Here is a 12,951-nt window from a genome sequence, read left to right on the forward strand (position 1 = left end):
GCTCCCGGGAGCTGCACCCGGTCGTGCAGCACAGCCTTCTGCCGGCAGTGAGTCCGGAGAGCCGGCAGGAGCCTGCTCCAGTTGCCGGCAGCACGGATGCACAGGACCCGGAAGCCGCCGGTGCTAACGGCGCAGGCCTGGCAGGAGGCTCCTCCGCTGAGATGGAAAGTGCCAGCGAGCTGGGCTTAAGCAGCCCGAATGAAGTGGAAATCACCGGCAAGAGAAGGGATGAGCTTAGCTCCGGGCAGGCGGGAGCTGAGGGAAGCAGCGCTAACCCGGTAAGCTCCCAGCAGTTTGATGCCGCAGATAATGGCGGTGGTAATAGGAGCGGCAAGGACGCGGCGGATACCGCGGAAAGCGGCGCTGTCCAAGACAGCACTGCCCAAGACAGAACCGCCGGACAGAACGACGATGGTGGGCAAGACGACAGTGGAAAGAACGACAGCGGACAGGACGACGGTGCGCAGAACGATGATGCACAGGACGGAAGCAGCAGCGGCAAAGGGTTCTGGTCCCGCCTGTTCGACGATGACACCGATACGGGCGAGGATGATGCGGGAGCTGTGGCCAGTTCCGGCCAGGACCATTCTGGCGGTGCTGGCGACGACAGCGGCAATGAGCCGGCTTATTCGGGAAACAGCTCCGGCAGCGGCGCCATAGACGGAGAAGACAATGGAGCAGAGGGTGGATCGGACTCCAGCTTGCAGACTGGAGAGCCAGGAGCTTCGGGCCAGGGTGGTCCTGCAGCCACCGGCCAAGGGGAGATGGAAGCCTCCGGCGAGCTGGGGGCGGAGGAGCCGGAGCCGGCCAAGAAAGGCTTCTTCGCCCGGCTGTTCGGGGATGACGAGGACGATGAGGGGACGGAGGATAACGGCCACGGCGCTTCTGGAGGGCCCGGGGGGCAGCAGAAGCGCAAGGATGACATGTCTTCCGAAAGGCAGAATGCTGCGGAAGCCGGCCAGGAAGGTGGACCGGATCAGGGAGGGACTGAACAAGCGGCAGGAGGGAAAGGCAAAGAGGCTAAGCCAGAGCGGGGGAACCAGGCCAAGGGCAATTCATCCGAGGGCAAGCAGGCGGAGCAGGAGGCCAAGCCTGATCCGCTGCAGGAGAAACGGGACAAGGAGGTCTCCAATTCCCTGGAGGAGTCGATTATTTATTGGCAGGGCTCGGATAAAATTTCGCCCAGGCTGGCGGAGAACAAACGGACATTGACTGAGGTGATGGGCCTGGGATCATCCTTCGATATTGTGTTCCGGGAAATGACCTTTGCCGGCCGCAGGGCTGCGCTGCTGTGCATCAGCGGCTTCGCCAAGGATACGATTCTGGATGAAATCCTCAAACGGCTTACTTATCTGACGCCGGAGAATGTCGACTCCGATGTGTTCACCAGCTTTATGCGCGAATATATCCCGCATATACAGGTAGAGAAGGGCGATCTGCTCAGTGAGAGCATCAATAAGGTACTGACCGGCATGAGCGTCCTCTTCATCGAAGGCGAGTCGCAGGTCATCATCATGGATACCCGCGCCTATCCCGCCCGCGGTCCGGATGAGCCCTCCATTGAACGGGTCGTGCGGGGGGCCCGCGACGGCTTCACCGAAACGCTGCTCAGCAACATTGCCCTGGTGCGGAGACGTGTCCGTGACCCCGGACTGAAATTTGAGATGCACCAGGTCGGCCGGCGGACCCGGACGGATGTGAGTGTCGCCTACATCGACGATATCGTGGACAAGACGCAGGTCAAAGCGGTCACGGACAAAATAAAAAATGTCAATCTCGACGGCATTCCGCTTGCCGACAAGCAGCTTGAGGAAGCTATCGTCGGCTCCGGCTGGAATCCGTATCCGCTGGTCCGTTATTCGGAACGTCCCGATATTGTGGCCTCCCATTTGCTTGAGGGCCGGGTCGTCATTTTTGTAGACACCTCACCCAGCGTGATGGTGCTGCCAACGACGTTCTTTGACCTTTGTCAGCATGCCGAAGAGAACCGCCAGACGCCGTTTATGGGGACCTATCTGCGCTGGGTGCGGTTTATCGGGATTTTCGCTTCCATGTTCCTGCTGCCGCTCTGGATGCTGATGGTCATTCATCCGGAGCTGAAGCCGCCGATGCTGGAATTCATCGGTCCGCAGAAATCGGCGAAAATTCCGATCCTCGGCCAGTTCCTGATCGTCGAGCTGGGGGTTGATCTGCTGCGTATGGCCGCCGTGCATACGCCGACGCCGCTCGGCTCGGCCATGGGTCTGATCGCAGCGATCCTGGTCGGCGACATTGCCGTACAGACCGGCTTGTTCGTCAATGAAGTCGTGCTGTACATGGCTGTTGCATCTATAGGCATGTTCGCCACACCTAGCTATGAGCTGGGACTGGCCAACCGTACTGTCAGGCTTGCACTGCTGCTCGCCGTTGCAGCCTTCCAGGTGCAGGGATTTATGATCGGCACCACGCTCTTGGTGCTGCTGCTGGCGACACACCGGTCCTATAACTCGCCGTATTTGTGGCCGTTTATACCTTTTAATGCAAAAGCAATGGGCTCTATTCTGCTGCGCCAGCCGGTGCTCAGTGAGCGAACCCGGCCGTCCTTCAACAAAACCAGGGATAACACGCGCATGCCGCCTGTCCGGAAGAACAAAAAGCAGTCGTAGAATAGTACAAATCAACTGCAAATTAATCCATTCTACGCCGTTCCCTCTGTCTGTTATACTGAATACACTAAATAGCCCTCACCTCAAGCGGCAGGAGTTCTGGCTCCGCTAAGCCTGGTTTGATGGACCTGAGAGGCCCATAACTTATAATAGACAGGGTGGAACTTGGACTTCCACGGAAATTGGAGGCTAAAGCAATGTTTTTACACGGGACGAGCCGGATCAACGAAGCCGGGCATTTGGAGATTGGCGGATGTGATGTGACTGAGCTTAAAGCGGAATATGGAACTCCGCTGTATATAATGGACGAGCAACTGGTGCGCCGCCGCGCCCGCGAATATGTAGATGCCTTCACGGCATCGGGACTCGGGTTTCAGGTAGCTTACGCCAGCAAAGCCTTCTCGGTAATGGCGATGTGCCGCATTGCCGACGAAGAAGGGCTGTCGCTGGACGTTGTGTCTGACGGCGAGCTGTACACCGCGCTGCAGGCCGGGTTCCCCGCCGAGCGCATTCATTTCCACGGCAACAACAAGACGCCGGATGAGATTGAAATGGCCATTGAGGCAGGAATCGGCTGCTTCGTCGTCGACAATCTCGTCGAGCTGCGTCTGCTGCAGGCCATTGCCGCCAGCAAGGGAGCGAACGTCAAGATCCTGCTGCGCGTGACTCCGGGTGTTGAAGCGCATGCTCATCATGCCTATGCCTCCACCGGCCAGACCGATTCGAAGTTCGGCTTTGATATCGGGAACGGGTCTGCATTGGAAGCCGTACGACTTGCTTCTGATCAAGCCAATCTGCAGCTGCTTGGCGTGCATTCGCATATCGGCTCCCAGATTTTCGAGACGGAGGGCTTCCAGCTTGCGGTGGAGCGGATTGCCGAATTCACCCGCAAGGTGAAGGAAGAGCTGGGCATTGACTTCCCGGTCGTTAACCTGGGCGGCGGCTTCGGCATCCGGTATGTGGAAGGCGATACGCCGCTGGCCGTATCCGACTATGTGGCGGCGATTACCGACGCTGTGAAGACGCATTTCGCGGGAATCAGCGATCACCTGCCGGAAATCTGGGTAGAGCCGGGCCGCAGCATTGTCGGCGATGCCGGCACGACGCTGTACACGGTAGGCACCAGCAAAGAAATTCCGGGCGTGCGCAAATATGTCGCCGTAGACGGCGGCATGACCGACAACCCGCGTCCTGCGCTGTACGAATCGAAGTATGAAGCCATCCTGGCCAACAGAGCGAATGAAGCCGGGGAAGAGACGGTATCCATCGCCGGCAAATGCTGTGAAAGCGGCGATATGCTGATCTGGGATGTAGAGCTGCCGAAGGTGAACAGCGGCGATCTGCTTGCCGTAGCCTGCACCGGCGCCTACAACTATTCCATGGCCAGCAACTATAACCGGATCCGCCGTCCGGCCGTCGTGTTTGTTCAGAACGGCCAGAGCGACCTGGTGGTGCGCCGTGAATCCCATCAGGACATCATTGCCAACGATGTGGTGCCACAGCGGATCGCGAAGCAGCCGGTGACGAAATAGCTTACGGCCGGAGCACAGGTAAAGCAGGGGGCATCAGCCTCCTGCTTTGCTTTGTGCGCCATTTTCTAGTAAACTAAGACAAGTGTGTAAGAATACATGATTATGGAATCGGGAAAGGAATGTGCACAATGAAAAAAGGAACCATCGAGCTGGAAAACGGCGGAGTTATTGAAATTGAATTTTTCGACCAGGATGCTCCCAACACCGTAGCCAACTTTGAGAAGCTGGCCAATGAAGGCTTTTATAACGGACTGGTATTCCACCGCGTCATCCCGGGCTTCGTCGCTCAAGGCGGTTGCCCGAACGGAACTGGCACAGGCGGTCCCGGATATACCATCAACTGCGAAATCAACCCGAACAAGCATGAACGCGGCGTGCTCGCCATGGCCCATGCAGGCAAGAACACCGGCGGCAGCCAGTTCTACATTACTTACGCTCCACAGCCGCATCTGGACGGTGTGCATACCGTATTCGGCAAGATCACCAGTGGCATGGAATATGTCGATGCGTTCCAGGGACGCGACAAGATGAAGGAAGTTAAAGTATACGAAGCTTAAGTTCCATTGCCCCCGGCGGAGAATTCCGTTCGGGGGTTTTGTTTGGAGAGAACATCAGGATTCATCCATACTACAATTCCAGCAGCAAATATGTATAATACGGCGGTAACGGTGAGTATTTGAAGCAGGTCGCCTGCCTGAATGGCTATGAAATAATTAAAGAGCTGATGTATAAGTATCGGAATCACCAGATTATGATTCAGGTTATAGCATGCAGTGATAATGATGGATAAGGCAACAATACAACTCAGGAAGCAGATGACATATTGCAACAATGGCAAACCTGAATAACCTGACATTAACCACAAAGGCGCATGCCACAATCCCCACGCCAGACCCACAAGGATGGCTGATTTTAACGGACTGAACCTCATTTGCAATTCGTTTAACACAAACCCTCTCCAGCCTAACTCTTCGCCCAACGGACCCTGAATGAGATGATAGCCGAACAGCAGAATCAGAGTAGTCCACGAAGACGTGACTTGCTTATGTATGGGCACATTGGGCAACAAGCTTGTTATAATCAGGGTTCCGGCCAGTATGGCGGATTGAAGAAGAAGAGCATATAGGATAACGGGAATGCTGATCCTTTCGGTGAAGCGGCTTTTGATAAACTGCCAGAGACTCTTTCCGGGATAGATTTTACGGAACATGAGGATGAAGATACATGTGGATGTCCATGAGGACAGCACTATTAAAGGGGTCTTGACAACGGGGGAATCGAAGATAATCATGCTCCCGCCGATGAGCAGAAGAAGAACATAAAACAAAACATAGCTAAATACAACAAACCTTTTGATCATTCCAGCCATTTCGGTCGCCTCCCCAAAAAAATAAAAAACCAATGCATCCATCCGGGATGGTCCATTGGCTTTCAAATATAAACTATGGGCTTACCCCCGGGTCAAGGCCCGGATAGTAGCTATGCTTCTTCGACCGGAATAAAAATTTCCAAGAATACGCGCTCCTGATGCTCGTGATATGCAACGAGCCGGGTATTGATAAAGGCAACTCCCAAAGGCTTGTACCCTCGTTCCTGCCCCCAATTTATCGCGGCTTCGAAAACCGTGTGTTTAATATCACTGTTTCCACTACGGTGTCTGCCGTCTTCAACGACGGTATACATGCATTTTGGATAGGAGATGTACGCCTCGTCTGTTTCCGCCGGGATGGCCTTGTGCTTCTGCACAATTAACATTTTTGAATCTGTAAACCCGTTGTGGTCAAACGTGTAGCTTCTCATGATACTGCTCAGAATATCCCGCTTGGTTAAATCTATATTTTGCAAAATATTAGGATACTCCAGAAAGGCATTGAAGTCAGAAAACTCGCCTAATACCCGATGGGCGGGAAGCTTGCGGATGCTGTATCTGTTAAGATGCTTGTCCAATTGCTTGCAGAAGGCCTTGGTTTCTCTGATGATTCGGAGCATGTATTGATGATTGCGGATGCTTTCCTCCAACTGTCGGGCTTTGCTGTCCAATACATTGCCGAGCTCGGCGATTCCGGCGCCACTCTGCAGCGTTCTGACCTCTTTCAGCGATAAATTTCTTTTTCTGTAGAAATCCGCGACCATCAGGGTGTAAATATCATAATCGTCGTATTGCCTGTAGAGATTGGATTCATTCTGGTACGGCTTGACAATTCCTTGTTCCTCATAATACCGCAGTGTATCTCTGGACACCCCGAGAATGCCCAACAAATCACTTGTTCTAAATGTAGTTTTGTCCATATCCCGGTCACCTCCGCCTGATTGAATCCTTGCGCCGTCTTCTGCCGGCAAGCTCAGGCAGCGCAAAAAAGCAGGCATACATCAGCACAAAGATCAGCAGCGCGAACCCTTCCTCCACCAGCAGATAATAGGGATACGGCCCGAAGAAGTCCAGGACGGACGCGGTACTGGGTTTATGCATCAGGAACATATAGTTGGAGCCCAGCAGCGAATTGGAGCCGTATACCAGCGCAGCCACAAGGTTCAGTACCAGCATGGTAAAAGCGATCCCCTTCCAGGAAGGGCGGAAGCCTTCCACCCAGGTCATGTACAGCGAGGCCCAGATAATCGCGCCGTGGGCCATAAAGAACAGCAGAAAGCGGAAATGCGGGAAAGGGTAGAGCAGATTCGGCGTCAGCAGCGCAATAAGTGCTCCCCCGATACCGGCAAAAAACAGAAAGGAGTACAGCAGACGGCTGCGGGTCAGCAGCATGACGGCTGACAGCAGCAGCGTGATCCCGCATAGCTCCAGGGGCAGGGAGGACGATGTTCTCCATATGCCCTGGGAGACATACCAAATATGCAGGCCTGCTTCACAAAGGAGCAGAGAAGCGGCAAGCAGGATGCGAAAAAAGCGCCGGCGGGAAGGTGAAGCCTGTAGCGCAAACCGTGATTTATACAGCAGCAGGCACAGGCCGGCGATGACCGCCAATAGGATCCAGTGGGACGGGGAGAACATGACAAAATCAGCTTCACGGTGACGGTCGAACAGACGGATAGGACTCACAGCCTTTCTGATCGGGGATGGAGCGGAAACATTTCAAAAATAAAATATGAAATTCTCGGTTTCTCTGATTCTAAAGTCTTATGGATAGGTGATATAAGTATATAATGCTCAAGCTGACCGGGAAAGGAAGAATTGCGGCTTCTTACATATAACAGGGCACGGGAACCTCGAATACATACATATAGGCAGCTTGTGGCGGTGTAGTCACCGTGTGTGCGTTTCGTGTGTGCGCTAAATGAAAGACCGCATGACCATTTTTCCATGTTCAACCGTAACTTGCAGAAAGACAGCATGAAAGCCAGTTCCGGGAATATGCTGCAAAGAGAGGATGAAACGGCTTGACAATCAAATCAGAAATGGGGGATTCCGGGGAATGGCGAAGAAAAGAATAAGTTTGGCGGTAGTGCTCTTCATGCTGTTTGTGCAAACTGTAACCGGCATAGGCCTGGCTCCGCAGGCAACGGCGGCGGGGATCGAGGGAGAGCGAGACATTATTACCAGTGTATCCATGGCCGTATACGGTCCGGACGGACAGACGGTTACCGGAGCGGTGTATGATGTCGACTCCACAGTAACGCTGGATTATACCTGGGCGCTGCCGAACGAACACGGCTACAGCGCAGGCGACACTTTCACCTTCCAGCTCCCTGAGCAATTCCAGTTGTTCAATGATATTAACGGATCACTCGCCTCGGATGACGGCGATGTGGGTGTCTTCAGCGTAAGTCATTCGACCCACCAGGTGACATTGACCTTCAACAGCTACATAGAAAGTCACGACAATGTCCATGGCACGCTGCGTATCAACACGCAATTTGATAAGGCGGTCATTGGCGGCAGCATCACTGTGCCGATCCTGTTTCCGATCAATGGCGGAACGGAAACCATAGTCGTGCTCTTCCAGCCGCAGACCGGCTCGGTGATTGAGAAATCCGGGGTTTCCAGCGGCTTCAACGCCAGGGAGATCCATTGGACGGTTGATGTCAACAAGCGGCTCCAAAGCATCGCAGGCGCCATCGTGACCGATCCCGTTCCTGCGGGCTTGGCTTTGCCTAGTACGGCTACAGTTGCCGTATACAGCCTGAATGTAAGCCTGGATGGAACTGCGGTGCAAGGAGGGCTGGTAGACCCGGGTAAATATACGGCTGAAATCTCCGGCGGAGCGCTGGTAGTACGTTTCACGGAACCGGTCATTACGGGCGCATACCGGATAGCCTATACTACAGACGTAACCGGTAATGACAGCAGCTATACCAATACGGCAACGCTGACGGGAGACGGCCGCGATCCGGCAAGTGCTTCGGCGACGGTGACCATCGAACGCGGCCCCAGCCTGCACAAGAAAGTCTTCGACTATCAGTGGGGCAGTCAGATCATCGTCTGGAACATCGAATACAACTACAATAACGGAACGGTTCCACAGCAGTACGCCGTGCTGACCGATCTCTTCGATGATCTGGTGAGCCTGGTGCCGGACTCGCTGCTCGTGTACCCGGTCACACTGGATGCGGCAGGAAAGGTAACGAAGGGGACTCCGCTGGTACCGGATACGGATTATACCGTCAAAGTAGTTACCAAAGAGGACCGGAAAGGCTTTGAGCTGTCCTTCAAACACGATGTCACTTCCCCGTACCTTATCGAGTACAAGACGAAGGCGGACGGACGTGTCTACAAGGACACTACCATTACGAACACAGTTACGGACAGCGTGTATACCGACGAGGCCCGGCAGGTCATCCGGCCGGCGATCATTTACAAGACCTTGTCCGGAGTGAATTATAAGAATCAGACGACGGAGTGGAAGGTCACCATTAACGGTGACAGCCAGCCAATGAAGGAAGTGGTCGTTACCGACGGCTTCCCGCAGGGCGGCCAGAAGCTTATTCCGGAATCTGTAGCGGTCAAGAGCCTTAGCGGAGCGGTACTGCCGGGCTCGGCCTATACGCTGGAGTATGCCTCTCCGGTTCAGCCGAATGCCAGCTTCAAGGTCAAATTCAAATCGCCGATATCCGGGCCTTATGTCATCTCCTATACGACTTATTTCAACAGTGACTGGATTGTAGCCAGCACGGAGGATTTCAAGAATTTGGCCAGAGTGGAGTGGAAGGACATTGAAGGAAAGCGGGAGGCATCAGCTGAGGGCTTGTTCATCCCGCGTGCGGAATCCAAGAACAACGGCTTCAAGAACGGCAGCTATAACGCCGCTGCCAAAGAAATCACCTGGAACATCGGCGTTAACTATAACGCCAAAACCGTAGCCGACCCGGTGGTTTCCGACACGCTGACTGCCGGACAGAGTCTGGTTCCCGGTTCCCTGAAGGTTTACAACCTGAACGTTGAGGCGAACGGCAACTATTCACGGGGCACCGTGCTGGGCGAAACAGCCTACAGCTATTCCGTAGCCGGAGGTGAACTGAAGATTGAATTTGCCTCGGAGATCCATTCTCCTTACGTGATCGAGTTCAAGACCAGCCTGGACGGCAAACTGATCGCCGGGAAGGTAGACAACGCCGCCAGACTGCTGGACGGGACGAAGCGTGTGTCCAAAGAGCTGCGCGCTTCGGTGACCATTCCATACGGCGGGGAATACATCGTCAAGGATGGGGTGCAAAGCGGCGATAAAGTGGGCTGGAGCGTGATGATCAACCGTTCACAGTCCCATGTCAAGGATGCCAAAATCATCGACACGCCGAGCAATAACCAGCTTCTGCTGCCGGATTCATTCCACCTGTATCCGACGGTTGTAGCTCCTGACGGCAAGGTTACCAAGAGCGGACCGGAGCTGGCCAAGGGCACCGATTATGCCTTGCAGGTGCTGACAGACAGCGAAGGCAAGCAAAGCTTTGAATTGAGCTTCCTGCATGACATTGATACGGCGTATATCCTGGAATATGAATCTCTGATCAATGCCAATACAGGCGACAAACTGGTCAATACCGCCGCCTTCAGCGGAAGCAATGAAGTTCTGGTCGAGAAGGACACGACCAAGGAAGTCATTGTCGGCGTTTCGAGCGGCTCCGGCACCGGCAGCGGTGTCAGAGGCAGCCTCATCGTCGCCAAGCTGGACGGCGCGGACCGGACCACGCCGCTCGCCGGAGCGACCTTCGAGCTATACCGCCTGAACGGGACGGACCGGGTGCTGGTGAATACTCTGACGACGGATGCCGCAGGCGGCGCTGTCTTCCGGAACCTGTGGCTGGGCAGCTATGTCCTGATTGAGACAGCAGCCCCTGCCGGATACATCCGGGATTCCGCCGAATACCCGGTAACCATCGGTTCTTCTGCCGCCGTGAATCTGGCGGTCTACAATACCGCTGTCGCGCCGACAGCAACGGCTACGCCGGTGCCAACGGCATCGACCTCGCCGGAGCCGACGGCGAGTGCAACGACCTCGCCGGTACCAACGGCGAGTGCAACGACCTCGCCGGTGCCGACGGCGAGCGCAACGGCCTCGCCGGTGCCGACGGCGAGTGCAACGGCCTCGCCGGTACCGACGGCGAGCGCAACGGCCTCGCCGGTACCTACGGCGAGTGCAACGACCTCGCCGGTACCGACGGCGAGTGCAACGGCCTCGCCGGTGCCGACAGCGGCGCCGACACCAGGCGGCACGACGGTACCAGGGGTAACCATCGATGACGAAGAGGTGCCGGCTGGCGGCGTAACGACGCCGGCAGTGTCGCCGACACCGCCTGTGACAGGCGGCGGTACACCCGATGAGATCATCATCGACGACGAGGTACCGCAAGGCGGCGCCACACCGGATGAAGTTGTGATCGATGATGAGGTACCGCAAGGCACCGTCACCGATTCCGGCGGCCAACTGCCGCAGACCGGTGAGAACAGCCCGCTGCCAATCTATCTGACCGGACTCGGCCTGATTCTGGCCGGTGTCATCCTCAGCAGAGTATATAGACGCAGCCGCAAACAAGAGTAGCCTCTCGGCTGGAAGCACCCGGACTTTAGAGTCCGGGTGCTTCTTTCTGTTTTGTGTGACCTGCGACCGCTGAGCGGCTGATGCAGGTTGTTAATGGTTCTTAAGTTACAAAAATAAAGTAACTTTTGGAATTGCACTTGCATTTCAGGCAGTGAAGTGATAATTTTGTTGTAGGCAACACTTGGTATGACTACAACTGCATGATGCAATCCTTCGGGGCAGGGTGCAATTCCCTACCGGCGGTGATTCATAACTCAGACTGCTATTTTGCTGGCACGTCAGAGATTACGATCAGTCCGCGACCCGTCTTACGGCGCGAAGCCGTCAGCGGTGGACCTGGTGCAAATCCGGGACCGACAGTATAGTCTGGATGGAAGAAGGAGAGAACGGCAGCCTCAGGTATACTTTCGACTGAAGCGCCGAAATAACGGTACGTCCGGAATATTTGTGCTAACTTTCACAATGTTGTTCATTGTGGCTGATTGCCCAGAATCTTTTTTGGACTGCCCTAATCCTCTCGTATAACCCGCCCTAAGGCTCCAGCCCGGAGACAATGGCGGGTTTTTGATTTGCACACAGGTATACAACAGAAATTCCGGCAAGAATGGAGGCAGGCTACGTGGATAAAATGAATGATGAATTCTACATGTCACTGGCGCTGGATATGGCGGAACGGGCGCAAGGCCAGACCGGCATCAATCCCGTCGTCGGCTGTGTGGTCGTCAAGGATGGTGTAATGATCGGGCTGGGCACGCATCTGCAGCGCGGGGGTGGACATGCCGAGGTACATGCGCTTAACATGGCGGCCGGTCAAGCGCAGGGCAGCACCGCATATGTGACGCTGGAGCCGTGCAGCCATTACGGCAAGACGCCGCCCTGCAGCCAGCGGCTGATCGACGAAGGCGTGGCGCGGGTGGTGGTTGCCTGCGAGGACCCCAATCCGCAGGTGGCCGGAAGAGGCGTTGCGCTGCTGCGTGAGCACGGCGTAGAGGTTGAGGTCGGGCTGCTTCGGGAGCGGGCGCTCCGCCTGAACGAGAAGTTCATCAAGTACATCCTGACGAAGCGGCCGTTTGTGACCCTGAAGAGCGCCAGTACGCTGGACGGGAAGATCGCAACGCGCACCGGCGACAGCAAATGGATCTCGAATGCGCAGTCACGCGAGCTGGTCCATACGCTGCGGCACCGGCATCAGGGAATTATGGTTGGCGTGAATACGGTCCTGGCCGACAATCCTTCACTGACGACCCGGCTGGAGGTTCCGGCGCTCAGCCCGATCCGGATTGTCATCGACTCTTCTCTGCGGATTCCGCTGGAGTCGGCTGTCGTTACGGACGGCCTGGCCAAGACGCTGGTCGTTACCACCGAGGCATCCGATCCTGTCAAGAAGGAGGCGCTGACCGCTGCCGGCGTTCAGGTTGAGACCTGCGGCGCAGGTCCGCGTGTGGACCTCGATGCTGCAATGGCCCGCCTGGGCGAGCTGGAGATCGGCTCCATATTGCTTGAGGGCGGCGGGACGCTGAACGGAGCAATGCTGCAAGGCGGACATGTGGACCGGGTAGCGTTATTCTTTGCCCCGAAGATTGTCGGCGGCGGCGCTGCTGCCCCGGGTACCTTCGATTTCCCGGGCGTAGAGCTGATGCGTGAGGCGATTACGCTGGAGGGACTGGAAGCAGAGGTGCTCGGAGATAATGTCTATATGACCGGGAAGCCGGTAGTATTGGGATAACAGTCCCATGAGTGTTAACGCGATCTGTAGGTTTATGTGATCTGTAGTTTAGGCGATCA

The 12,951-nt window shown here is 55.6% G+C and carries 8 protein-coding genes and 1 riboswitch; of the genes, 5 read left to right on the top strand and 3 right to left on the bottom strand.

Features of this window, described 5'->3' with window-relative positions; genetic code table 11:
- The first annotated feature begins 923 nt into the window (after positions 1 to 923).
- The 3 genes from F1379_RS14660 to F1379_RS14670 all read left to right on the top strand — a co-directional run bounded on the left by F1379_RS14660 (position 924) and on the right by F1379_RS14670 (position 4,734).
- Entirely contained in the window at positions 924 to 2,645 is a 1,722-nt protein-coding gene (locus F1379_RS14660) for a spore germination protein (protein ID WP_150271124.1), read from the top strand.
- Between the two features lie 197 nt (positions 2,646 to 2,842).
- A complete protein-coding gene (lysA, locus tag F1379_RS14665; protein WP_150270941.1) occupies positions 2,843 to 4,177 on the top strand; it encodes a diaminopimelate decarboxylase in 1,335 nt (444 codons plus the stop codon).
- Between the two features lie 128 nt (positions 4,178 to 4,305).
- Positions 4,306 to 4,734 carry a peptidylprolyl isomerase gene (locus F1379_RS14670; protein WP_150270943.1) on the top strand — a complete coding sequence of 143 codons (429 nt, stop codon included), beginning with the start codon at positions 4,306 to 4,308 and terminating at the stop codon, positions 4,732 to 4,734.
- Here the strand turns inward: F1379_RS14670 and F1379_RS14675 are convergent.
- The 3 genes from F1379_RS14675 to F1379_RS14685 all read right to left on the bottom strand — a co-directional run bounded on the left by F1379_RS14675 (position 4,731) and on the right by F1379_RS14685 (position 7,232).
- Positions 4,731 to 5,546 (bottom strand): CPBP family intramembrane glutamic endopeptidase, encoded by an 816-nt coding sequence (locus F1379_RS14675; RefSeq protein WP_162551167.1) that lies wholly within the window; start codon positions 5,544 to 5,546, stop codon positions 4,731 to 4,733. The two genes, F1379_RS14670 and F1379_RS14675, sit on opposite strands and share 4 nt — an antisense overlap.
- 110 nt (positions 5,547 to 5,656) lie before the next feature.
- Positions 5,657 to 6,466 (bottom strand): MerR family transcriptional regulator, encoded by an 810-nt coding sequence (locus tag F1379_RS14680; protein WP_162551168.1) that lies wholly within the window; start codon positions 6,464 to 6,466, stop codon positions 5,657 to 5,659.
- A gap of 7 nt (positions 6,467 to 6,473) precedes the next feature.
- A complete protein-coding gene (locus tag F1379_RS14685) occupies positions 6,474 to 7,232 on the bottom strand; it encodes a YwaF family protein (RefSeq protein ID WP_239004678.1) in 759 nt (252 codons plus the stop codon).
- A 373-nt stretch (positions 7,233 to 7,605) separates the two neighbouring features.
- Between F1379_RS14685 and F1379_RS14690 the strand changes: the two genes are divergently transcribed.
- The gene (locus F1379_RS14690; RefSeq protein WP_162551169.1) at positions 7,606 to 11,166 is read left to right on the top strand and encodes an LPXTG cell wall anchor domain-containing protein; all 3,561 of its coding nucleotides are present in this window, start codon (positions 7,606 to 7,608) and stop codon (positions 11,164 to 11,166) included.
- Between the two features lie 205 nt (positions 11,167 to 11,371).
- A riboswitch (FMN riboswitch) is annotated at positions 11,372 to 11,552 on the top strand.
- Positions 11,553 to 11,785: 233 nt separating this feature from the next.
- The gene (gene ribD / locus F1379_RS14695; RefSeq protein ID WP_150270952.1) at positions 11,786 to 12,892 is read left to right on the top strand and encodes a bifunctional diaminohydroxyphosphoribosylaminopyrimidine deaminase/5-amino-6-(5-phosphoribosylamino)uracil reductase RibD; all 1,107 of its coding nucleotides are present in this window, start codon (positions 11,786 to 11,788) and stop codon (positions 12,890 to 12,892) included.
- The last annotated feature ends 59 nt before the right edge of the window (positions 12,893 to 12,951 follow it).

This window comes from Paenibacillus tepidiphilus, from assembly GCF_008635795.1.
Taxonomy (GTDB): Bacteria; Bacillota; Bacilli; order Paenibacillales; family Paenibacillaceae; genus Paenibacillus_AQ; species Paenibacillus_AQ tepidiphilus.